This is a genomic window from Flavobacterium sp. LAR06 (genome assembly GCF_041946075.1).
Classification (GTDB): Bacteria; Bacteroidota; Bacteroidia; order Flavobacteriales; family Flavobacteriaceae; genus Flavobacterium.
In genome coordinates this window covers 630,646-654,804 of record NZ_JAUTYT010000001.1, presented here as the reverse complement: position 1 = coordinate 654,804, position 24,159 = coordinate 630,646, and the positions used below count along the sequence as shown (strand labels likewise).

Below are 24,159 nucleotides of genomic sequence, written 5' to 3'. Positions count from 1 at the left end.
ATATATTTATTAATTTGGTTTCGTGTAGTAAATTTCAAGTCTCAGTCTTTGCGCTTCGGGAACAGATGCTTTGCTTCCATACAAAATCGTTCCTACCGGACTCGTAACTGATCCTTTAGGCACATCTGAAATTACCGTATTTTTTGCTTTAAGTTTGTTTGAAGAGATAATATTAATATCCTCAGTTACAGCCAAACCTAACTTTACATTAGTAGCAGTAGCATCTTTTATAAGATTTCTTATATGATTTGTAATTCTAACCTTATATGATTTTCCACGTTTGGTACTAGCATCCTTTTCTAAAATTCCTCCAAAAACATATCTTGTTCCTTTAGGATCACTACCCAAAAACCCGCTAGTCCCATCAGCATAATCAATCACCGGAGTATTATTTGTTAAATCATACAAATACACTCTTTTTGGTTCATCTGCACCAGTCATTTTAGCAGCGTCGATATAAAATACCAGATTTGCCTCGTTAACCATCCACTTATTTTTTCTGATTTCAGCCAACTTAGAACCAAAATCTGAAAGATCAATAACCGCAACTGATCCCTGCCCTCCTTTTAAATAAAGCCTTTCATCACCAGCAGTGTTATTCACATTAGCAGGATTTATTGCACTTGCATAATTGGTGCTTTTAGCATCATTTAAAAAACTGGCTGTAGCTCCTCCACCTAAACTAATCACTAGAGACTTATCTTCTTTAACAGTCTCTAAGTCGGTTTTAATAGCCGTTTTAGCCTTATATTTAATTGTTATCTTGCCTTTTGAAAAATCCATAAGAGCCATACTACTTTTATTGACTCCCGACTTCTCAACCCTAAAATACAATCCTCTGAAATATTCCTGAAAAGTATTGGCATTTGCTAGTTTAGACTCCGGGGCTTTTAAAACTTTGTTTAGAAAAAAGTCTTTATTTAAATTCAAATGCATTTCCGGCACACTGTAGGCATAAGTATACTTTTTTACTGCAGCATTTGCATCAACTACAGTTGAATCTTTTATTTGTATAGGATTAAAAAGAAACTCAGTATTTTCTGATTTATCCGAAGAATCATTCAACAAAATTCCTTTATTCTCAGATGAATTAAAATTTATATCATCCGCACTTGAATCCTGATTTGTGTAATACATTTGTGCAAATTGTGCTCCTCCATCATAAAAAGAACTACGCATTTGAACTTTAGATTCATAAACACTTAACTTAATTCTCCCTTTAGGATCTCCATAAATTGAATCTAATTCATACTTACTTCCTCCTTTGGGATCTGCTTCGGTTACATGACTAAAATAAGGCACACTAAGCACTACACTTTCAATGACAGGCTCCTCACCAATAGTTGGTGCGTAAGCAGCCAATGTAAGCTGAGTAGCAAAATTACCCGTAGTTGTACCCAAAACAGGATTATCATAAATACCTAAACCATTAACTGCCAATGCATTTGACTGTACTGGTGTTACTTCCTGATTATAAGCCAACACATCATATTTTTCACCTTGAAGGTCAAAATGATTATCTCCAATCAAATCATCACCAATCGCATTAAAATCTTTATCGCAAGAATATAAAAGAACAACCGTTGCAACTAATAGAATTTTCTTAATAAAAGAAGTATTATACATGTTTAATAATAAAGTTAAAATTTAAAGACCCATACTTTTATAGAAATTTGTATACGCTTCAGCGAATGCATCTTTCGTGGCGAAAGGTAAAAAAGGTTTTCCTGAAGATTCTATAAATTTTGTTAAACTTGGGGATACGTTTTCAGATGCAATAATAACAGCATCAGAATGCAATATACTGGCCTTTAAGATATTTTCATAATTAGGCGTTTCCAAATCAGCAACAGACTCGTGTGGAACACCGTCAAATTTGACCTTATTAATCATTTCTAAATCTAAATTCTCATCAAAAGATTGTCCGTAAACAGACGTCACGATTTTAGTTTCGGAAAACAACGCTTCATTTTTATAATAATGTTTCATATAAATTGGCAACATAGCAGCCAACCAACCATGAACGTGAATAATATCCGGAACCCAATTTAATTTTTTTACCGTTTCAACAACTCCCTTTGCAAAAAATATTGCTCTTTCGTCATTATCAGGATACAAAACTCCCTCCTCGTCAGCAAAAGTTGCTTTACGCTTAAAATATTCATCATTATCGATAAAATAAACCTGAATTCTTTCTTTCGGAATTGAAGCTACTTTAATAATCAATGGCATATCTAAGTCATTCACTACCAAATTCATTCCTGAAAGTCTAATTACTTCGTGTAACTGGTGTCTTCGTTCGTTGATATTTCCATATCTTGGCATGAAAATTCTTATCTGACCTCCTTGATCATTAATCATTTTCGGAACGTCGTAAGACATTAAAGAAACCTCATTTTCAGCCAAATAAGGCACGACTTCAGATGATACATATAATATCCTCTTATCTTTCATAATAGTATTTTACTTAATTTTTGGTAATAAAAACGTTGCAAAATTACAAAAATTTATGCAGTTTATAACTAATATATTATGTTTGCACTAAATTTTAATAATACCGCCATGCATATTTTCTACGGTAAAGTAGCTTTGATAGCCTATTTAAAAACTATCAAAACCACAAATTCAACTATCGGATTTGTACCAACAATGGGCGCTTTACATCAAGGGCATCTGGCTTTAATGCAACGTTCTCTTAAAGAAAACGATGATACCGTTGTAAGTATTTTCGTAAACCCTACTCAATTTAACAATCCTGAAGATCTTGCAAAATACCCAAGAACCCTTGAAGAAGACGTTAAAAAAATGCGAGGTTTAAGCGACAAAATGATTTTATACGCTCCTTCTGTAGAGGATATTTATGAAGGAAAGACAATATCACAGGATTTTGACTTTGACGGACTGGAAAATCAAATGGAAGGAAAATTTAGACCCGGACATTTTAACGGAGTCGGAACTATTGTAAAACGCTTATTTGAAATTGTTACGCCAACCAATGCTTATTTTGGCGAAAAGGATTTTCAGCAACTGCAGATCGTTAAAAAGATGGTCGAAAAAAATCATATGCCCGTAAATGTTGTTGGCTGTCCTATTTTCAGAGAAGACAATCAGCTGGCTATGAGTTCCCGTAATGAGCGTTTGACTGCTGAAGAACGAAAAGAAGCGGCTATTATTTATAAAACCTTAACGGAAGCCAGAGAAATATTCAAAACCAAAAGTCCTGAGGAAACTGTAGAATTTGTAGAAAATTCTTTCAAAGACAACCCAAGGTTTGACCTTGAATATTTCGTTATTGCTGACGAATCAACATTATTACCTATAGAAAACAAAAGTAAAGACAAAAATTACCGCGCGTTTATCGCAGTATTTGTTAATTCTATAAGACTGATTGACACCATTTCATTAAATTAATTTACCTTTGCAGCATGCAAATTCAAGTTATAAAATCTAAAATTCATCGTGTAAAAGTAACTGGAGCTGATTTAAATTACATCGGCAGTATTACTATTGACGAAACATTACTGGAAGCCTCAAATATTATTGAAGGTGAAAAAGTATCTATTGTAAACATCAATAATGGCGAACGTTTTGAAACTTATGCTATTAAAGGAGAAAAAAATTCAGGAGATATTACACTGAATGGTCCTGCAGCAAGAAAAGTTCAAAAAGACGACATTATTATCATTATATCCTATGCTACCCTGGATTTTGAAGAAGCTAAAACCTTCAAACCATGGATCATTTTCCCTAATGAAAACGATAATTCGTTAACCTAAGTATTCCTTTTACACTTTATCTTCCCAATTATTTGTCAAAATTTATTTTTGTACAAAGAGTACTTCTTTGGTCTAAAATCAAAACAGATTCAGGCCCAAAAGTTCCTATGCCTTTTAAAATCCTTCTGTAAGAAAAAAGCAAATAAAGTATTATATTGCTACCTTATTTCAATACTTTTTAATTTACTGAAATGCCACAAATCATGAAAAAAGCTTACCTACTGTCTATTTTATTGTCAATTTCTTCATTTGCCCAGAAAAAATTTGACAACATTCAATCTGAAAAATTGGGAGAAGAAAGAAGAATAACCATCGGACTCCCTGCCTCTTACGAAGCTAATCCTGAAAAAAAATATCCTGTTCTGTATCTATTAGACGGCGATTATTTATTTGATCCCTTCTCTGGAGCTATAAGTTACGGTAATTACTGGGGAGACATACCAGAAATGATCATTATTGGGGTTCATCAAAATAAAAATGATGAACGCGAAGACGATACAACAATTGACCAGAATACTGGGCTTCCTTTTGAAAAAGGGGCAGAATTTTATGAATTTATAGGTGCCGAATTACTTCCTTACATTGAAAAAAAATACCGAACAGCGCCTTTTAGAATTATTGCAGGACATGATGTAACTGCAAGTTTCATTAATTTCTATTTATATAAGGAGCAACCTCTTTTTAATGCCTACATTTCTTTTAGTCCTGAACTTGCCAATAAAATGGAAGTTAGGGTTCCTGAAAAATTTGCTAAAGTAACTGAGCCTTTGTTTTACTATTTATCCGCAGCTGATGGAGACAATAAAAAAATTAAAGAACCTATTGAAAAATTAGACAGCAACATTAAAATTGCTAATAATCCGTTAGTAAATTATAAATATGATTTATTCAAAGGAACAACACATTACACTCAGGTATTACATGCCATACCAAGCGCTTTATATCAAATTTTTGAAGTTTACAGACCTATAAATTCTGCAGAATACAATGACAAAATCGCTGTTCTTGAATCAGGTTATGCTGATTATCTGGAGAATAAATATAATGTCATGTCTAAAGTTTTAGGAGTTCAAATTCCGGTAAGAATTAGTGATTTCAAAATTATAGAGACTCTTATATTAAAAAAGAACGCTTATGATGAATTAGGAAAAATGGCCGAAATTGGAAATGTAAATTATCCAAAAGCTATGTTGGGAGAATATGAACTAGGATTGATGTATGAAAAAATGGGAGATCCTAAACATGCTTCAAAAAAATATCAAAATGCTTCGCAAATGGAACCAATTGGTGACTTAAATAAGGATTTGATGTATGAGAAAATTGATGAAATGAATACACTTGCCAAAAAAACCAAATAATGTCAAAAGTTAAAACTTCCTTTTTTTGTCAGAATTGCGGAACCCAATACGCCAAATGGCAAGGGCAATGCAATGCCTGCAAAGAATGGAATACTATTGCCGAAGAAATCATTCAGAAGCAGGAAAAAGTGGCTTGGAAAAGCGAACCAACTTCCAACACCAAAGCTCCACGCCCTTTAAAAATAAATGAAATTGACTCGGCTCAGGAAATCCGAATGGATACAACTGATGGAGAATTGAATCGTGTTTTAGGAGGTGGGATTGTCCCAGGATCTTTAACGCTTTTGGGAGGTGAACCGGGAATAGGAAAAAGTACCCTTTTACTTCAAATTTCATTAAAACTACCTTATAAAACTTTATATGTTTCTGGTGAAGAAAGTCAAAAGCAGATAAAAATGCGTGCTGAAAGAATCACACCAAACAGCGACAATTGTTATATTTTAACAGAAACCAAAACACAAAATATCTTCAAGCAAATTGAAGCCATTCAGCCTGAAATTGTCATTATTGATTCCATTCAGACTTTACACACGGATTATATTGAATCGACTGCCGGAAGTATTTCTCAAATTAGAGAAACTACCGCTGAACTGATCAAGTTTGCTAAAGAAACCAATATTCCGGTTATTTTGATTGGACACATTACAAAAGACGGAAATATCGCCGGACCAAAGATTCTGGAACATATGGTAGATACCGTTTTGCAATTTGAAGGTGATCGAAATCACGTTTACCGCATTTTACGTTCCTTAAAAAACCGTTTTGGCTCCACTGCTGAATTAGGTATTTATGAAATGTTAGGAAGCGGTTTGAGAGAAGTCAGCAATCCATCAGAGATCTTAATTTCGCACAAGGACGAAGAAATGTCCGGAACTGCGATTGCTACTACTATGGAAGGTATGCGTCCGTTAATGATCGAAATACAATCGCTGGTGAGTACTGCAGTTTACGGAACACCTCAACGAAGTACTACAGGTTATAACGCAAAAAGACTGAACATGATTTTAGCTGTTTTAGAAAAAAGAGCCGGATTTCGTTTAGGCGCCAAAGACGTTTTCCTAAACGTAACGGGCGGAATTTCTGTGGATGACCCTGCAATTGATTTAGCCGTTGTTGCTGCTATTTTATCTTCCAATGAAGATATTCCGGTAACTAAAGGATTCTGTTTTGCCGGCGAAGTTGGACTTTCAGGTGAAATTCGTCCTGTCAATCGTGTCGATCAGCGTATTCAGGAAGCTGAAAAATTAGGATTCAATACTATCTTTGTATCCAAGTACAATAAAATCGCCTTAAAAAATACCGGAATCAAAATTGAGCTTGTGGCTAAAATTGAAGATGTAGCCAGTATTTTATTTGGTTAATAAATAACGAATTTCTATATAAAAAATGTGCTCATGAAAGATTATATCTTTCTGAGCACATTTATTTAAAAAGTAAGTTCTCTATTTTAAGATTCTAAAACTTCCTTCTGTAACAGTAAATGCTTGTCCTGCTGAAGTTCCTGAAAAAGTAAAAGTTCCTTCAATTTTTTTATCATCTACAGCGGTGATATTCATCGTTCCAGATTTAGCATCGGCATTATTTATTGTCGGCATAAAACTAAAAGACACTTGATAAGTTGTCTCCATATTAGATAAATCATACACGATGTCATGACTCCCTTTTGTAACATTCAAAGGTGTCCATAATGAGATTTTTTTGTATGCATTATCAACTCCTGTACTTCCCATAATGTTCATATTTAATGATGTCATTACGCTTGGTTCGAAATTGTACACAGTACCATTGTATGTAAATTTGATAAATTCCTCTTGAGCTATTGGATCACTATTATCATCAGAATCATTACTACTACATGACGACAAAGCCAATGCACATAGGGCAAAAGACAAAAACATAATTTTTTTAAAGATTTTCATTTAATTGGTTTAAATATTTTTAATAAGATAAATGTATACAGGATAAATTACAAAACTTTACGGCTTTCCTCAATTGAGAAACTAAACCACGAATTCTTTTTTTTACAAAGAAGAAAACACAAAACACAACAATAACAAAATCAAAACTTTAGAACATTATTTAAAATTTAAAAGAAAAATTTTATAACCTGATAAATTTAAATTTAAATTTACGCTAGATTTCAAAAATGAACAATTTCAAGAAGCAACCTACTTTATGAATTTTCCAAAACAAAAAATATATAAAGCACTCTTAATACTTGCCCTGGTATTAGCAGTGCTTTTTTCAGGACTTTACTTTTTTCGTAATTCGCTGTTAAAACAAGCTATTGCCAAAGTAACCCACAAAATGAATGTCGATTATAACAGTACTTTTTCAGTTAAGTCGGCTTCGTTTGACGGCTTGTCTACTATTAAATTATCAGATGTTATTTTGGTTCCAAAAAATGCAGACACACTTTTTCACATTCATAAAATTGAAACCAGTATCAGCTTATCCAATTTATTGATTGGCGATGTTCAGGTTGGAACTTTGAAAATCAACAATGGTTATGTACAATTTGTGAAAAAGGGAAAAGTTCGCAATTTTGATGCTTTCCTAAAAAGAGACAAATCAGAATCGGATACTAATGAAAAACGAAAATATGCGACTTTCGCCTATCGCATAATCTCCCAACTACTGAATTTGGTTCCGACCGACATGAATTTGGAAAATCTGAATTTCAGAATTGATGATAATGGCAAAAAAGCCTCAATTGCGATTAGCAAACTCGTTTTAGACAACAAACAACTCGAAACCAATCTTCATGTGCAAAGCAAGGATTTTGATCAGCGCTGGAACATAAAAGGTTTTGCCGATCCGAGAAACAAAAAAGCAGATATCAGATTCTTTAACCTGGATACCGGCGCCATTCGCGTTCCTTATTTAGATGAACGTTATAATCTAAAAGCGAGCTTCGATTCTATTCGTTTAAACGTTGAAAACATTGATAAAGACGGAAGCGAATTACATATTGATGGCTATACTTCGATTACCAATTTAAAAATCAATCATCCAAAAATCGCGAGCAAAGATGTTGTGATCAAAAACGCTCGTTTTGATTATCGCTTTTTATTGGGAGATGATTTTATTTCGATTGACAGCACTTCCACCATGCAATTGAATAAAATAAAAGTAAAACCTTATGTTTCTTATAATACTGAAAAAGATACGATTTATACTTTGAAAGTGAATATTCCAAAAATGAAGGCGCAGGATTTTATTGTTTCCTTGCCTGACGGATTGTTTACGCATTTTCAAGGGATGGAAGCAACCGGGAATTTCGATTATAAATTGGATTTCAAATTCAATAAAAACAAACCGAATACGCTGGTTTTTGACAGCAAAATGAATAAGGAAGATTTACGAATCACAAAATACGGAGAAGCTAATCTGAACAAACTAAATGGAGAATTTGTTTATCGCGCCATTATTCAAAAAGTTCAACAACGCCCGATTTTGGTTGGAAATGCAAATCCGAATTACACGCCTTTAGACCAGATTTCACCTTATTTAAGGAAATCAGTTTTAACAACAGAAGATCCTTCTTTCTTTTCTCATCGCGGATTTATAAATGAAGCTTTCAAACAATCGATTCTGAAGAATATTAGAACGAAAAAGTTCTCGCGCGGTGCCAGTACCATCAGCATGCAGTTGATTAAAAACGTTTTCCTGACAAGGGAAAAAACGCTTTCACGCAAATTGGAAGAAATTCTCTTGGTTTATATCTTGGAAAACAACCGAATTGCCAGCAAAGAAAGAATGTTGGAAGTATACTTCAACATTATCGAATGGGGACCAAATGTTTACGGAATTGGAGAAGCAAGTCATTTTTACTTCCAAAAAAGCCCTTCAGCCTTAAATGTAGACGAATGCTTGTATTTAGCCACTATCATTCCAAAGCCCCGAAAGTTCATGTATCAATTTAATGAAGAAGGAAATTTGAAAGATTATGCTTTAAAGAATCAGAAATTCCTAAAGAACTTAATGTTTCGAAGAGGACTTTTAGTTCCTGAAGATACAATTGGACAATTACCTGTTTACATTTCTGGAAGTGCACGTTCTTTAATCAGAATTAAAGCACCGGATTCAACAGCAGTACCAGCAGATTCTTTGTCTATTGGAGATGAATTTGATCTTTAAAGATTTGCCACGAAGACACTAAGACACAAAGTGTTTATTTTAATATCATAAAAGCTAAGAAGTCGCAAAGTTTTTCATTTTTAAATAAAAAACTTTGCGACTTCTTAGCTTTGTGGCAATAACTCCTTATGGTGCCGGATCAGGAATAATCGCCTGAACTTTCTCGATCTCATTTAAGATCTCTTTTGAAAGCACAATATCAATTGTATCGATATTTTCTTTTAATTGTTCCAATGTTGTAGCGCCGATAATCGCACTAGTTAAAAACGGTTGTTGCAAAACAAATCCCATTGCCAATTCTGTCAATGTCAATCCGTGTTTTTTAGCAATTTCCTGATACAATATTGTCGCTTGTGTACATTGTTCGCTGGCGTAACGCGTATATTGCGGGAAAAGTTTGATTCTCGCATTTGGATGTTCTTCTCCAGTTAAGAATTTACCTGTCAAAGTTCCAAACCCTAATGGAGAATATCCTAGTAAACCAACATTTTCATGCATCGAAACTTCAGCAGAACCAACTTCAAAAAGACGGTTAAGTAAGTTATATGGATTTTGAATTGTTTTAATTCTTGGCAGGTTTTGATACTTGCTTTCTTCCAGAAAACGCATCATCCCCCAGGCATTTTCATTAGAAACTCCAATGTGTTTTATTTTTCCTTCTTTGATTAAACCATCAAACGTTTCTAAAACTTCTCTAAAATTATCTTCCCAAGGATCATTCTGAACTTTAAAAGCACGTTGTCCAAAAGTATTGGTCTTGCGCTCCGGCCAATGCATCTGATACAAGTCGATATAATCTGTTTGAAGGCGTTTTAAGCTATTGTCTAAAGCATATTTAATACTTGCCGGAGAGAAATCTAATTTTTCGCGCATATAGCCAAAATTGGCATTTGGACCAGCGATTTTTGAAGCCAAAACCACTTTTTCGCGATTTCCTGATTTTTTAAACCAGGTTCCAACGATTTTTTCTGTACTTCCATAAGTTGCCTCGCTTGCCGGAACGGAATACATCTCGGCTGTATCAAAAAAGTTCACACCTCTTTCAAGCGAATAATCCATTTGAGCATGGCCTTCTGCTTCTGTATTTTGCTGTCCGAAAGTCATGGTTCCGAGACATATTTTACTAACTTTTATATCGGTATTGGGTAAAGTTGTGTATTTCATTCTTTTCTTTTTAAGGTTCAAAGTTGCAGAGGTTCAAAGGTACAAAGGTAATATTCAAATGAAAATTCTACAGAAGTTAAAAAAAGAATAAGGTTTTGGAAACCTTGCAAAAAAACAAAAAGGCCCAAAGTTAAAACTCTGAGCCTTGCATCTTTGAACCTGTGTGCCTTAATTTATACTATTAAGCATCTCAGCAATCTCATCCAATCTTGGTGTTAAGATGATTTCGATTCTTCGGTTTTTTGCTTTTCCTTCCGGAGTTGCGTTGCTGGCTAGCGGAGAAAATTCGCTACGACCAGCAGCGGTTAATTTTTGTTTGTTGATTTTAGTGTTTTCACTTAAAATATTTACAATGGCAGTCGCTCTTTTAGTAGATAAATCCCAGTTGTTTGCAATTGGTCCTGAACCCGCATATGGATCGTCATCTGTATGTCCTTCGATAAGAACAGAAAGATCCGGATTGTCTCCTAATACTTTTCCTAATTCAACAACTGCTTTTCTTCCTTCTACTCCAACAGCCCAGCTTCCTGAGTTGAAAAGTAATTTGTTTTCCATAGAAACATATACTTTTCCGTTTTTCTGTTCTACTGTCAAACCTTTTCCTTCAAAACCATTTAGGGCTTTAGACAACGTTTCTTTCAGTTTTTTCATTGCGGCTTCTTTAGCAGCGATCATGGCTTCCAATTCGTTTAAGCGACTTGCTGTTTTATCTAAACGTGCTTGCTCTTCGGCTAATTTTTTAGATTTTGCTTCTAGTTGCGCTAACAATTCACGGTTTTTGGCCATGTTGCTTTCCAATGCATCGTTGCTATTTTTCTCTAATGCATTATAAGAATCCTGTAATACTCTGAACTTTTTTTGCTCAGCAGCTAAATCTGCTTTTTGTTTCGCAAGATCATCTTTTGTGCTGGCTAAATCTTTGGTTAGTTTATCACGATCTAATTCTAGCTGATTTTTTGATTTTTGCAATTCTGCATTTTCATCAGCAATGGAACGATTTTCTTTTTTAAGATCTGAATATTTAGTTTCAAGATCATTGTAAATTTTCTTGGACACACATGAAGTCATAGACATGGCTACAACTAGTAATCCGACTGAGGCCTTTTTAATCATTTTACTTTCTGTTTTTATTTGGAGGGTATTAATAAATTCGAAATTTCTTGTTTAACGGAGACCCCTAGTCCTGATGGGAGGGAAAATCCTTTTATGGTGGGGTTCACCACAAAAGATTTGGAAGGACAACAGGAAATAGCTCCTTGAAATTCCAAATTCCAAAAACCCGCTTTAAACCGCTATTCTCTCAACAAGAACAATACCAAACTTTATTCAATTTCGACTAAAATCGGGCAATGATCTGAGTGAACGGCATCTGGAAGAATTACCGCACGTTTTAATCTGTGCTCCATAGAATCGCTTACCAAATTGTAGTCAATACGCCAACCTTTGTTATTCCCGCGGGCTCCGGCACGGTAACTCCACCAAGAATAATGATGCGGATCTTTGTTGAAATGACGAAAACTATCAATAAACCCAGATTTCATAAAAGCATCCAGCCAGGCACGCTCTTGAGGTAAAAATCCGGAAACAGTTTTATTACGGACCGGATCATGAATATCGATCGCTTCGTGGCAAATATTATAATCACCGCAAATTATCAGATTCGGAATGGTCACTTTTAATTCATTGATATAGTTTTGAAAGTCATCCATAAACATAAATTTATGATCTAATCTTTCAATATTTGTTCCTGACGGAAGGTATAAACTCATTACGGAACAATCGTCAAAATCGGCACGAAGGTTACGACCTTCAAAATCCATATGGTGGATTCCGGTTCCGAAAACGACATTATTGGGTTTTATTTTAGAAAGTATAGCTACACCGCTATATCCTTTTTTTGTTGCGGGATAATAATATTGAAACGGATAGCCTGCCGCCGTGATATCGTCGACCGGAATTTGCTCCTGAGTCGCTTTTATTTCCTGAAGGCAAATTACATCAGGGTTTGCCTGCTGCAGCCATTCGATAAAACCTTTAGTAATTGCTGCACGAATTCCGTTAACATTATAAGAAATAATTTTCATCAGTGTATTTTTTTTAGGATTCCAAATGTAATAAAAAAGTGGAAAGTTTGCGTTTGAATCAACGAAAAGTAGAGTTTTTTGTTATCTTTGTTCGCTGCTCTAATAAATTAAAAATAGTACATGGGTTTAGTTACCGCGAAAGAAGTTGCAAAGGCAATAAATGTTGATAAGTACGGAGTTTTCGGTACTTTTTCTGGCTGGATTCTTATGAAGGTTCTTAAGATCTCTACCCTTAATAAAATTTACGATCACAATAAACACTTAGAGGATGTTGCGTTTTTGAACGGTATTTTGGATGAGATGGAGATTAAATTCGAAATTCCTGAAGAAGATTTGAAACGTTTACCTAAAGACGGTGCCTATATTACCATCTCAAATCATCCCCTTGGAGGGATTGATGGTATTTTGCTTTTGAAATTAATGTTGGAAAGAGAACCAAATTTCAAAATCATCGCCAACTTTTTATTACACCGAATTGTTCCGCTTAAAAAATACATCATGCCGGTTAATCCTTTTGAAAATCATAAGGATGCCAAATCGAGCGTGGTGGGAATTAAAGAAACTTTGCGTCATTTAAGCGATGGAAAACCGTTAGGAATTTTTCCTGCCGGGGAAGTTTCGACTTATAAAGATGGAAAATTAGTAGTTGACAAACCTTGGGAAGAAGGCGCTTTGAAGTTAATCAGAAAAGCAAAAGTTCCGGTTGTACCCATTTATTTTCATGCTAAAAACAGCAAATTATTCTACTGGCTTTCTAAAATCGACGATACTTTGCGTACTGCAAAATTGCCGTCTGAATTGTTAACTCAAAAAGATCGTGTCATTAAAGTTCGTATTGGTAAACCGATTTCGGTAAACGAACAAAATGAAATTGAATCGTTCGAAGAGTATTCAGAATTCTTAAGAAAGAAAACCTATATGCTTGCGAATCCTTTTGAAAAGGACAGCAAATTAATTGATACGGCAAGCTTAAAAATACCAAAAGCACCTAAAAAAATTGTAACACCGGCAAGCGAATCAAAAATGATTGCCGAAGTAGATGCTTTAAGAAACAGTGATTGTCGTTTGTTGCAAAGTAAAAATTACGAAGTATTTTTTGCTACGGCGAAATCTGTTCCGAATATTTTACATGAAATTGGTCGTCTACGCGAAATTACATTCCGTGAAGTTGGCGAAGGGACAAATGAATCTATCGACTTAGATAAATTTGACCAATATTATCACCATATGTTTTTATGGGATGATGAAACCAAAAAAATTGCAGGTGCCTACCGTATGGGATTGGGTTCTGAAATTTATCCTAAATATGGAATTGAAGGTTTTTATCTGAATGATCTTTTTAGATTCGAGCCAGAATTGCACGATATGATGCATAAATCGATCGAAATGGGTCGTGCTTTTATCATCAAAGATTATCAGCAAAAACCAATGCCTTTATTCTTGTTATGGAAAGGTATTATTCATACTACTCTGCGTTATCCTGAACATAAATATTTATTAGGTGGAGTGAGTATCAGTAATCAATTCTCAGACTTCTCTAAATCATTAATGATTGAGTTTATGAAGTCGAATTACTACGATCCTTATATTGCGCAATATATTCATCCGAAGAAAGCCTATAAGGTAAAACTAAAAGATGCTGATAAAGACTTTATTTTTGATGAAGCCGAATCAGACTTAAATAAATTTGATAAAATTATTGACGAGTTAGAACCAGGAAATTTACGTTTGCCTGTTTTAATTAAGAAGTATATCAAGCAAAATGCGCGTGTTGTAGCTTTCAACGTCGATCCTTTATTCAACAATGCAATTGACGGCTTAATGTACATCAGGATTGCTGATATTCCGGAAAGCACAATGAAACCTGTTATTGAAGAATTTCAAATAGAATTAGAGCGCAAATTATCTGAGAAAGAAGATTAATTGCAAATCAATATAAAAAGAAAAAACCGTTAGTAAGTACTAACGGTTTTTTTTATGTTTTAGAACCAGGGTTTTCTGCCAACCTGATACATTTGATAAAATTCTTCATCCGATTTTGTCAGGTAAATGATTCCTTCTATAAGACCAATTAAAGCACCTACTCCGCACAGACAAGTTAAAAGAATCTGAATAATTCCTTCTTTGGTATATCCTAAATAAAATTTATGAACTCCCAAGTAACCTAATAAAATTGCAAAAATCCCTGATACAACTTTTTTATTTTCTGGTTTGGGCGTTCCAAATTCTGATTGTGTATTTTCCATATTCTTTAATTTTAGATTTGAAATTAATTTTTGTTAGAAAAGAGAAATCCCATTCGCGGTGGCGGATGGGATTTTTTTATGTTTTAGAACCAGGGCTTTTTTCCGACCTGATACGTTTGGTAAAAATCTTCGTCTGATTTTGTTAGGTAAATAATCCCCTCTATAAATCCAATTATACCTCCTAGACCACAAGTAACAATACTAATTACTAGTTGAATAATTCCTTCCTGAGTATAACCCAGTATAAATTTATGAATTCCTAAATATCCAAAAATTAAGGCTAAAACACCTGCTAATACTTTTTTATTCTCTTGTCTTGGTGCGGCTGGAGTATTCCAAGCTTCTGGTTTAGTATTTTCCATTTTTATCTATTTTAAATTATTGTAATTCAACGTTTCCGATTTCATTGATTTCTTCAATTTCATTTTTTGGATCAGTTCCATAATAGTTTTCACCTCTATCTCCTTCTGTGAATAACAATACTAAAATCCAAATTGGACCAACTAATGGAATCATAGCAACAAAAATAGTCCAGCCACTTTTACCGATATCATGCATTCTTCGAACTGAAACTGCCAACGATGGAACCATTGTTCCTAGCGCATAAAGCATTAGTAGACCGTAAGCCAAACCAAGAGCCAAAGGACCATTATCAGTAGCTGCATATATAATAACTCCTAAAACAACAAACAATAAAAAGATAATTGTACTAGCCAAACGGAAATACCAATATTCACTTCTTCTTGCTCTTCCTTTAAAATTTGCATAGTTCTCAAAAACTACTTTTTTGTACCATTCAATCATTATTTATAAAATTAGTTAGTTAAACCCTACTCTGTTTAGGATTTTCGGCTGCTCCTGTCTAAAAATTTTGTTAAAAATTTTCCGAACAATATTAGAAAAAAATAATCTTAAAAACTAATTCCGAATGTTACTTTTAAAGAAAAAACTTGTTATTAAAAACAAAACTGATTTCATGCAAAAAATACAACTCGTTAATTATTAACTACATTGCGTTATTTAGCATAAACTGCCTTAATTTTATCTACAATAACCTGCGCCAATCTTTCATGACTTTCAAAAGTCCAGCCTGCAATATGCGGCGTTAACAAAACATTTTTGGCTTGTAGTAAATATTGAAAAGCTTCCGGGGTATTTTTATCCTGAAAAAGCGTTTCAAAAGATAATTTCTCATACTCCAAAACATCCAAACCTGCTCCCAGAATCTTTTTAGCCTTCATAGCTTCAACTAAATCTGCCGTAACGATATTTTTACCACGCGAAGTATTAATAATCCAAAAGGGCTTCGCAAATGCGTTTATAAAGTCCCCATTTACCATTTTGTCTGTTTCTGGTGTCCACGGAAGGTGTAAACTTAAAACATCTGCCCTTTTTTGTAACTCAGCCAACGAAACTTGTACAGCATTTTCATCACCAATGTTTTCTAAAATATCATGAAACAAAACAGCAACATCAAAACCACGAAGTTTTTTGGCAAATGCTTTCCCCATGTTTCCGTACCCAATAATACCGACCGTTTTTCCGTCAAGTTCATGGCCGCGATTACTTTCACGATTCCAATGCCCGGCTCTTATTTCAGCATCAGCCTGGTTCAAATTATTGAAAAGTGATAAAATTACACCCAAAGAATGTTCTGCAACAGCGTTGCGATTACCTTCCGGAGCCGCAATTAAGTGGATTCCTTTTGCTTCTGCATAATCACAATCGATACTTTCTAAACCCGCACCAACTCTGGCAATAAACTGTAAGTTGGCAGCTTTATCCAAAAAAGTTTTATCGATTTTAAAACGGCTTCTGATTACAATCCCATTATACTCGTGAATTTTTGCTTCAATTTCTTCTTTCGAAGATTTGAAATCGGCATGGTTTTCAAAACCGGCGTCTTCAAGTTGCTGCCAAAGGATTGGATTATTGCTGTCGATATGTAGAATTTTTGTGCTCATAGCTAAGATTTTATTATACTAAAGAAAAACAAAAATACAGCTTATTATTTATTACTAAATGTTAGAAAGTTTCAAGTTTCAGGTTTCAGGCTCAAAACTTTGTCAATTAATCTGTTGCGAGATTAATTGACACCAAACTTTAAGCCCATAGTCGTTCCAGAATTTTTTATTGCCTATATTTTTTTTAACTTTGAAAATAACTACGCTGAGAATTCTACCCGATATTCATCTTCAAATCAGCAAAAATTCTCACAAATGATATTGACCAAAACTTTTAAATCTTTTTTTGAAAACGAAAAATCCGGAGGGCTGTTATTGCTTTTCGTTACTATTATTTCGCTTTATCTTGCCAATTCACCCTTCCAGACTGAATATATAGCTTTTTGGGAAAAAGATTTAGGCGGACATTCGATCACGCATTGGATTAATGACGGCTTAATGACGATTTTCTTTTTGTTAATTGGTTTAGAATTAGAACGCGAAATTTACCATGGCGAATTATCAAGTATAAAGAATGCCTCTTTACCCTTAATGGCTGCTTTAGGCGGAATGTTGGTTCCTGCCGGAATATTTCTAGCCTTAAATTTTGGAACTGCAACTCAGAACGGAGCCGGAATTCCGATGGCCACAGACATTGCCTTTGCAATTGGAATTTTGTCATTGTTAGGAAATAAAGTTCCTGCTTCGTTAAAAGTGTTTCTAACGGCACTTGCAGTTATTGACGATTTAGGTGCTATCATTGTTATCGCTATATTTTATACCACTTCAATCTCCTTTATAAACCTTAGCATTGCATTATCTATTTGGGTATTCTTATTTATTTTAAACAGAAAGAAAGTCAATAATATTATTCCGTATTTAGTTGGTGGTGTCCTTATGTGGTATTTTATGTTGAATTCTGGTGTCCATGCAACCATTACAGGTGTGATTCTGGCATTTGTAATTCCGTTTGGAGATGGTGGAGAAAAATCAGTTTCTTATAAATTACAGCATTTTCTACATCAACCCGTTGCGTTCCTCATTTTGCCATTATTTGCCATTGCCAATACCTGTATTGCCATAGAATCTGATTGGCACGAAGGATTAAATCATCCTAATACATTTGGGATTGTTTTAGGATTGGTCGTTGGAAAACCTTTAGGAATTCTGCTTTTTTCTTTTTTAGGAGTAACTGCCGGCCTTTGTGCTCTGCCGAAGAAGTTAAAATGGCCACATATTTTGGGTGCCGGAATGCTGGGCGGAATTGGTTTTACCATGTCGATTTTCATTACCATTTTGGCTTTTAAAGATCCTGAAACCATTGTTTTTTCTAAAATTGCTATTCTAATCGCTTCTGTACTTTCCGGAATTTTCGGATTTGTTTATTTGAAGTATGTTTTGAAGAAAAATTCTAAAAAAACCTTAGTTCCAACATCACATGATAACTAACTTTAAAAACTTATTAGTATGATCGCAAGAATATGGCACGGAAAAACAAAGGTTGAAGATTATGATGTTTACACTGAGTTTTTACAGAAAACTGCTATTCCTGATTATTCAAAAACAGTTGGTTTTATAAAATTATCCTTTTTAAGAAACATCAAAAACAACGAAGGTCATTTTACTTTGATTACGTATTAGAAGAATCTCGAAGTCATTAAAAATTTTGCCGGAGAAGATTTTGAAAAGGCAAAGTATTATCCTGAAGATGATTATTTTCTTTTGGAGTTTGATGAAAAAGTCGAACATTATGAGGTTTTTGGGTAAAAAAAATTCCACTAATTAAATCCCAAATTCCAACTTTCCACAAACTGAACCAAAAAAAATTCCAAACCCCAACGAAAATTGGAATTTGGAATTTTTATTTTACAATTTCTTTTAAAACTTAACCCTTGATCTGTTTCAAAGAGGTTTTAATTCCTTTTATCAAAGAAGAACTAAACCCATTATGCTCCATTTCATTCAGACCGACGATTGTACAGCCTTGAGGTGTCGTTACACGGTCGATTAATTGTTCTGGATGCACTTTTTCCTCTAACAACATTTTTGCGGCTCCTTTTACAGTTTGTGCTGCAATTGCTAAAGCTGTCTGTGAATCAAAGCCAATTTCGATTCCCGCTTGCATCGACGCACGAATGTATCTTAAGGCATAAGCTGTTCCGCATGCTCCAAGAACTGTTGCAGCATCCATTAATTTTTCATCAATAACCGGAGCTGTTCCTAAGTCCTGAAACAAATCTACAATCGACAACGCTTTTTCTCTGTCCTTTTCAGGGAAAGAAATACAAGTCGCTGATTCTCCAAATTGTGCTGCGATATTCGGCATAATTCTAACCACCGGATATTCGTTATTTGTTTTGGATTGAAGCATATCCAAAGACAAACCGCTGACAGCAGAAGCAATTGTTTTCCCTTTGATTACCGGTAAGATTTCAGCAAAAACAGTATCAACCTGATACGGTTTTATGGTTAAAATTACCACATCAGCTTCCTGAATATTGTGTTTATTATCATTAGAAACCGTGATTCCGTATTCAGTTAAATATTGAATACTGGCCGTGTTTCTTCTTGTTACTGTAACTTGGTTGTTTTTCGAGAATTTGGCAATTCCCAAGGCAATAGAAACCCCCAGATTCCCTCCTCCAATTATATGTACTTTCATTTGGCTGCTTTTTTTGGGTTAATTTTAGTTGCGATCAAAATAATTTCTTTTGCCACAGATTAACAGATTGTAAAGATATCTAATCCTTTTAATCTATTAATCTGTTGCAAATTTTTTGAAATCCAGACAGAATTTTTTCAGTTACAAATTACGCAGATTTTTACAGATCTTAAATCACTGTAATCTATTAATTTGTTGCAAAAATTAGAATCCAAGAATCAATTTCGCTACTCCAAAGTAGAGCATAATTCCAAAAACGTCATTGGTTGTTGTGATAAACGGACCTGTAGCAATAGCGGGATCAATTTTATTCTTGTGAAGAAAAAGCGGCACCAGAGTTCCTAAAGTCGCAGCGAACAAAATGACTACAATCATCGAAATTGAAATCGCAAAACCAACTAAATATTGTTGATACATAATGGAATGATATCCTAGCAAAAGCAAAGAAATAATACTTCCTGAAATCATCGAAACGGTAATTTCTTTAGTAAAATAACCTCGGCTAAATTCTTTCAGAGTTCCGTTTGCCAAACCCTGCACAACGATTGCCGATGCCTGTACCCCTATATTTCCGGCTGTAGCCGAAAGCAATGGCACAAAAATAATTAAGGTAGAATGGAGCTTGAAGACATCTTCGTTTCCTTTCAATACAAAAGAAGCCACAATTTCGATTACCATCCCAATTAAAAGCCATGGCAAACGTGCTTTGGTTAACTCCAAAACACTATCGTTTGATTCAACGTCTTGTGTAATACCCGCCGCTAACTGGTAATCTTTATCGGCTTCGTCCTTGATTACGTCTACGATATCATCAATAGTAATTCTTCCCACCAAACGCCCTAGTTCATCTACAACCGGAATGGCTTCCAAATCGTATTTCTGCATGATACGTGCCACCTCAACATCTTCAGTGTCTACGTTTACAAAATTTAATTTTCTAATATAAATATCACCAATCTGCGTTTTGGTTGAAGTAGTCAATAAATCTTTTAATGATAATCTGCCTTTTAATCGGTTTTCATCATCAACAACATAAATCGAATGCACTCTGGAAACGTTTTCTGCCTGAATACGCATTTCTTTCACACATGTTAGTACATTCCAATTTTCATTGACTTTTACTAACTCTTTCCCCATCAAACCACCGGCAGAATTTTCGTCGTAACGTAATAATTCGACGATATCCTTTGCGTGTTCAACGTCGTTTAATTCTGAAATTACCTCCGCTTTAATTTCCTGCGAAAGTTCTCCGATAATATCGGCCGCGTCATTGGTTTCAAGCTCATCAAGCTCTTCTGCAATCTCTTTAGGTGAAAGTCGGCTTAAGATGTTTTCACGCAAATCATCTTCCAGTTCAAGAAGAATTTCCGCTGTTTTATCACTATCTAAAACCCTGAAAATATAAGTTGCTTCATCAAAATCCAGCTCATCCAGGATTTCCGCAATATCTGCGTGGTGCAGATCGTTTAATAAAACTTCAAGTTCCTTGTCGTTTTTATTAACAATGTGCTCTTCTAATTGGTGGATTAAATCTTTGCTAACTTTGAACTCCATCGGCTTCTATTTTTTGAGTCAGTTCAATAAATTCTTCTACACTAAGTTGCTCGGGACGTTTATCAAAGATAGTGTCTAATCGCAAATCATCAGTTAAATTTAATGTTTTCAAACTGTTACGTAATGTTTTTCGTCTTTGCTGAAAAGCAGTTTTCACCACAGTAAAGAACAACTTTTCACCACATGGAAGACTATAATCTTCCTTTCGGGTCATTTTCATCACACCCGATTTCACCTTGGGCGGAGGAATAAAAACATTTTCGTCAACAGTAAACAAGTACTCAGTAATATAGAAAGCCTGGGCTAATACAGATAAGATTCCGTAAGCCTTTGAGCCTTTTTTCTCGCAGATTCGCTCTGCAACTTCCTTTTGAAACATTCCGGAAAACTCAGGAATCTGGTCTCTGAACTCTAAAGTTCTAAAAACGATCTGAGTTGAAATATTATAAGGGAAATTCCCGATTATAGCGAATTGTTTGTCCTTGTAAACCTCATTGATATTGTATTTCAGGAAATCCTGAGAGATAATCTGATCTTTTAATTTCGGATAATTTTCACCCAAATACGTTACCGACTCGGTGTCGATCTCGATTACGTGCGTATTAATTGGTTTGTCAAGCAAATACTTAGTCAACACACCCATCCCTGGTCCTATTTCCAGAACCTCATTGTATCCCTCTAAACTCAAAGTATCAGCAATTGCTTTGGCGATACTTTCGTCTTTTAAGAAGTGTTGTCCTAAATGTTTTTTAGCTTTTACTTTTTCCATTTTCTTTTTTATTTGCCGCGAAGGCTCGAAGCTATTTTGCCACTAAGGCACCAAGTTTTTTATTTTTTGCCACGAATTATACACATTATCACTAATTTTAAAATACAATAATCATTGGTAATCTGTTTAATCCGCTAGATCTTTGAGCAATTCTGTTACTGTAAACCGAGACTGAAAACTCAAAAATTAATGTTCCGAGATAACTTCCAACTCCGTTCTGAAAGAAAGCATTTTGTCTGCGAACAACTCTAAAGCTTCTCTGTGAAATTCTGGTTCATCTTCTATGTAATAGCGCTCCAAAGTTTCTTTGTTATCGGTAACATATTGAACAGAATACGTGATTCCGCCCATTTCTTCTTCAATTAAAACTTTTACAATTCTTGCTGAAGAAAACTTGTTCGTAGCCAGAATTTCCGGTATGTGTTTTTCCTGCATCCATTTTAACCATTGGTCGTGAACGCTTTCGTGTATATTTGTGGTAACGTTGTAAATTATCATTTTTTAAAGGTTCTGAGATTCTAAGGTTCTAAGCTTTTTTCTTCTTAAAATCTTAAAACAATTCGTCATATTATTAATTCTATTCTTTTTGGAATTTGGAATTTGCTTTTTGGACCCGAGCGATAGCGAACAGGCGAAGCAATTTACAAATTCTTATCTCCTCTCAACTCACGGTATTTTTTTCTCGCATCAACAAAGTAAATACTGTCCTGATGGTTAAAAATTACCTTTTCATACAAAGGTTTTGCCTTTTCTATATCTTTTAATTCGTCGTTGTAAATTTCTGCCGAAAAAAACAATGCTTCATCAACATAAATTCCATCGCTATGATGGTCAATGATCTGCTGGTATTGGCTTAAAGCCGAATTATAATCCTTCAGACTTTCATAGATTTTACCTAAACGCAACATTGTTACAGCTTCGATTTCCTGTCCTTTAAAGGTTTTCAGAATGTTCTGAAACTGTGTAATCGCTTCTGTTTTTTTATTCTGATAAAGTAGAAAATCACCTTTTGCAAATTGCTTCAATGCCGTTTGTGTCGAATCGGCAACGGTGTTGTCATTTATCAATAAAAAATATTCCAGCGCATCATTTGCTATCAACTGTGTATTGGCCGACTTTAATTCTTTGAACTGTTTTAAAGCCCATTCAAAATCAGTTTTATAATAACTTGTTTTCGCCGCCTTTAAACTCGCTTCGTGCGACATTACATCATTCTTTAAATCCAATTGAATCTGCGAGTAATAAATTAATGCCTGATTGAATTTTTCCTGCAAAAGCAAAATATCTCCCAACTCCATTTTAGCATCTGCTTCCTGATAATCGTTCAAATTGAGCTCTAAAGCACTTTTGACAATTGCGATACCTTCTTCTGGCTTTTTTAAATTAAAAGCCTTAAAATGCGCCTGAATTAATTGCAAAGATAAGGTAAAAGGAGTTATTTCATAGGTTGTAAGCAATTGTTGTAACTCAGCATCAATTATTGGATACTCTTTTTCCTGTGCTTTATCAATTTTAATTTGTATTAAATAGTAATTGGTCTGTACCAATAAATCCAAATCTTTGGTATTAAGAAGAATAAAGTTCAGGATTTCAGCTGCTGTCTCCATGTTGTCTTCATTCAATGCAAACTGACTTAAATTCACAATGCTAGAAAGTGATTCGGGTTCGCGCTTGTAAATGGCTTTTTCCTGAATAAAAGCTTTTCCAAATTCTTTCTGTTGCACATAAAACCAACTTAAATAATGATTCCAAAATACATCCTGATCTTTTTGCGTTTTCAGGATTAAGGCTTTTCGCATGGCATCTTTAAAAGCAGTATTATCTGTTTCGCCGTTCATGAAACGCGATAATTGTGTCTGAATTAAATTGGCGTTTTGTGGATTGTTATAAGATTCTGTCAATAAAAGATCAATCATTTGATCCGTTTTACCCAACTGTCCGTACAACATTCCGATTTGGAAATTAAAATTGTAATTCGGCTGCACCTGCATTGCCGTTTGATAGGCTTTTAAAGCATATTCTAATAATACTTTTTTCTCGAAAGAATTTCCGATTCCATAAACATCATTAGCATTCGTTTTGATTTTCTCTATAGCCTGATCGTAGTAATTTTTGGCTTTTGCATCATTTTTTTGAAGCTGGAAATTATACCCCAATTCCACTAAAAAAACACCTTGTTTGTATCTGCTGTAACGCTCCTGAATCATTTTTTCAGCCAAAGCAAATTGCTGCAGTTGCTGATAACAGTCAACCGTTCTTAAAAAATATTGCGTATTGGAGGGTGCGCTGTTTAAAAGCTCTTCGTAACTGATTTTCGCTTTTTCGAAATCGCCTTTATCATAGTAATATTGCGCCAGCTGTTCATTTTGAGAAAATGCAAAACCGGACCACAACAAAACGATATAGATAAAGATGTTTTTCATATTTCAGTTTTTTTAAGTTGTAGTTTGTGCGCAGTTTAAA

23 protein-coding genes are annotated in these 24,159 nt (G+C 34.5%); 8 read left to right on the top strand and 15 right to left on the bottom strand.

What is annotated here, in order from left to right; all coding sequences use genetic code 11:
- Positions 1-9 precede the first annotated feature (9 nt).
- Together Q7C23_RS02880 and Q7C23_RS02875 are read right to left on the bottom strand one after the other, a co-directional pair.
- Positions 10-1,626 (bottom strand): DUF4270 domain-containing protein, encoded by a 1,617-nt coding sequence (locus Q7C23_RS02880; protein ID WP_375031086.1) that lies wholly within the window; start codon positions 1,624-1,626, stop codon positions 10-12.
- Between the two features lie 21 nt (positions 1,627-1,647).
- A complete protein-coding gene (locus Q7C23_RS02875) occupies positions 1,648-2,454 on the bottom strand; it encodes a glycogen/starch synthase (protein WP_074660269.1) in 807 nt (268 codons plus the stop codon).
- 78 nt (positions 2,455-2,532) lie between these two features.
- Here Q7C23_RS02875 and panC point away from each other — a divergent pair, with 78 nt between their 5' ends.
- From panC to radA, 4 genes are all read left to right on the top strand, one after another.
- Complete coding sequence (panC, locus tag Q7C23_RS02870) at positions 2,533-3,411, top strand: pantoate--beta-alanine ligase (RefSeq protein WP_375031085.1); 879 nt, start codon at positions 2,533-2,535, stop codon at positions 3,409-3,411.
- Between the two features lie 14 nt (positions 3,412-3,425).
- Positions 3,426-3,776: an aspartate 1-decarboxylase gene (gene panD / locus Q7C23_RS02865; RefSeq protein ID WP_026984155.1), complete on the top strand. Its 351-nt coding sequence runs from the start codon at positions 3,426-3,428 to the stop codon at positions 3,774-3,776.
- 203 nt (positions 3,777-3,979) lie between these two features.
- A complete protein-coding gene (locus tag Q7C23_RS02860) occupies positions 3,980-5,134 on the top strand; it encodes an alpha/beta hydrolase (RefSeq protein ID WP_375031084.1) in 1,155 nt (384 codons plus the stop codon).
- Entirely contained in the window at positions 5,134-6,495 is a 1,362-nt protein-coding gene (gene radA, locus Q7C23_RS02855) for a DNA repair protein RadA (protein ID WP_194659189.1), read from the top strand. Before Q7C23_RS02860 ends, radA begins: the two co-directional genes overlap by 1 nt.
- A gap of 81 nt (positions 6,496-6,576) precedes the next feature.
- On the opposite strand, the gene Q7C23_RS02850 is transcribed toward radA, so the two are convergent.
- Positions 6,577-7,053, bottom strand: a complete 477-nt coding sequence (locus Q7C23_RS02850) for a hypothetical protein (protein ID WP_375031083.1) — start codon at positions 7,051-7,053, stop codon at positions 6,577-6,579.
- Between the two features lie 256 nt (positions 7,054-7,309).
- On the opposite strand from Q7C23_RS02850, the gene Q7C23_RS02845 reads away from it, so the two are divergent.
- Complete coding sequence (locus Q7C23_RS02845) at positions 7,310-9,274, top strand: transglycosylase domain-containing protein (protein WP_375031082.1); 1,965 nt, start codon at positions 7,310-7,312, stop codon at positions 9,272-9,274.
- Between the two features lie 126 nt (positions 9,275-9,400).
- On the opposite strand, the gene Q7C23_RS02840 is transcribed toward Q7C23_RS02845, so the two are convergent.
- The 3 genes from Q7C23_RS02840 to Q7C23_RS02830 form a co-directional block, all read right to left on the bottom strand.
- Entirely contained in the window at positions 9,401-10,438 is a 1,038-nt protein-coding gene (locus tag Q7C23_RS02840) for an aldo/keto reductase (RefSeq protein WP_375031081.1), read from the bottom strand.
- Between the two features lie 168 nt (positions 10,439-10,606).
- Positions 10,607-11,551, bottom strand: coding sequence for an OmpA family protein (locus Q7C23_RS02835; RefSeq protein ID WP_375031080.1), 945 nt, complete (start codon positions 11,549-11,551; stop codon positions 10,607-10,609).
- A 209-nt stretch (positions 11,552-11,760) separates the two neighbouring features.
- Positions 11,761-12,522 (bottom strand): exodeoxyribonuclease III, encoded by a 762-nt coding sequence (locus Q7C23_RS02830; protein WP_375031079.1) that lies wholly within the window; start codon positions 12,520-12,522, stop codon positions 11,761-11,763.
- 120 nt (positions 12,523-12,642) lie between these two features.
- Here Q7C23_RS02830 and Q7C23_RS02825 point away from each other — a divergent pair, with 120 nt between their 5' ends.
- Positions 12,643-14,445, top strand: coding sequence for a GNAT family N-acyltransferase (locus tag Q7C23_RS02825; protein WP_375031078.1), 1,803 nt, complete (start codon positions 12,643-12,645; stop codon positions 14,443-14,445).
- Positions 14,446-14,504: 59 nt separating this feature from the next.
- Here Q7C23_RS02825 and Q7C23_RS02820 read toward each other — a convergent pair whose 3' ends face one another.
- The 4 genes from Q7C23_RS02820 to Q7C23_RS02805 form a co-directional block, all read right to left on the bottom strand.
- A complete protein-coding gene (locus Q7C23_RS02820; protein ID WP_375031077.1) occupies positions 14,505-14,768 on the bottom strand; it encodes a TM2 domain-containing protein in 264 nt (87 codons plus the stop codon).
- Between the two features lie 83 nt (positions 14,769-14,851).
- Complete coding sequence (locus tag Q7C23_RS02815) at positions 14,852-15,130, bottom strand: TM2 domain-containing protein (RefSeq protein WP_375031076.1); 279 nt, start codon at positions 15,128-15,130, stop codon at positions 14,852-14,854.
- Positions 15,131-15,146: 16 nt separating this feature from the next.
- Positions 15,147-15,572, bottom strand: a complete 426-nt coding sequence (locus Q7C23_RS02810) for a DUF805 domain-containing protein (RefSeq protein WP_375031075.1) — start codon at positions 15,570-15,572, stop codon at positions 15,147-15,149.
- Between the two features lie 212 nt (positions 15,573-15,784).
- Positions 15,785-16,732, bottom strand: coding sequence for a 2-hydroxyacid dehydrogenase (locus Q7C23_RS02805; RefSeq protein WP_375031074.1), 948 nt, complete (start codon positions 16,730-16,732; stop codon positions 15,785-15,787).
- A gap of 255 nt (positions 16,733-16,987) precedes the next feature.
- On the opposite strand from Q7C23_RS02805, the gene nhaA reads away from it, so the two are divergent.
- Together nhaA and Q7C23_RS02795 are read left to right on the top strand one after the other, a co-directional pair.
- Positions 16,988-18,160: a Na+/H+ antiporter NhaA gene (gene nhaA / locus Q7C23_RS02800; RefSeq protein ID WP_375031073.1), complete on the top strand. Its 1,173-nt coding sequence runs from the start codon at positions 16,988-16,990 to the stop codon at positions 18,158-18,160.
- A gap of 18 nt (positions 18,161-18,178) precedes the next feature.
- Positions 18,179-18,352 (top strand): hypothetical protein, encoded by a 174-nt coding sequence (locus tag Q7C23_RS02795; RefSeq protein WP_375031072.1) that lies wholly within the window; start codon positions 18,179-18,181, stop codon positions 18,350-18,352.
- Positions 18,353-18,596: 244 nt separating this feature from the next.
- Here the strand turns inward: Q7C23_RS02795 and proC are convergent, their stop codons facing one another.
- The 5 genes from proC to Q7C23_RS02770 all read right to left on the bottom strand — a co-directional run bounded on the left by proC (position 18,597) and on the right by Q7C23_RS02770 (position 24,119).
- Complete coding sequence (proC, locus tag Q7C23_RS02790; RefSeq protein WP_375031071.1) at positions 18,597-19,373, bottom strand: pyrroline-5-carboxylate reductase; 777 nt, start codon at positions 19,371-19,373, stop codon at positions 18,597-18,599.
- Between the two features lie 204 nt (positions 19,374-19,577).
- Complete coding sequence (mgtE, locus tag Q7C23_RS02785; RefSeq protein ID WP_375031070.1) at positions 19,578-20,927, bottom strand: magnesium transporter; 1,350 nt, start codon at positions 20,925-20,927, stop codon at positions 19,578-19,580.
- Positions 20,911-21,696 (bottom strand): 16S rRNA (adenine(1518)-N(6)/adenine(1519)-N(6))-dimethyltransferase RsmA, encoded by a 786-nt coding sequence (rsmA, locus tag Q7C23_RS02780; RefSeq protein WP_072969895.1) that lies wholly within the window; start codon positions 21,694-21,696, stop codon positions 20,911-20,913. The genes mgtE and rsmA overlap by 17 nt, the downstream gene beginning before the upstream one ends.
- A 186-nt stretch (positions 21,697-21,882) precedes the next feature.
- Positions 21,883-22,194 carry a DUF4286 family protein gene (locus Q7C23_RS02775; protein ID WP_375031069.1) on the bottom strand — a complete coding sequence of 104 codons (312 nt, stop codon included), beginning with the start codon at positions 22,192-22,194 and terminating at the stop codon, positions 21,883-21,885.
- A gap of 143 nt (positions 22,195-22,337) precedes the next feature.
- On the bottom strand, positions 22,338-24,119 hold the full coding sequence (locus tag Q7C23_RS02770) for a tetratricopeptide repeat protein (protein ID WP_375031068.1): 1,782 nt from the start codon (positions 24,117-24,119) through the stop codon (positions 22,338-22,340).
- Positions 24,120-24,159: the final 40 nt, after the last annotated feature.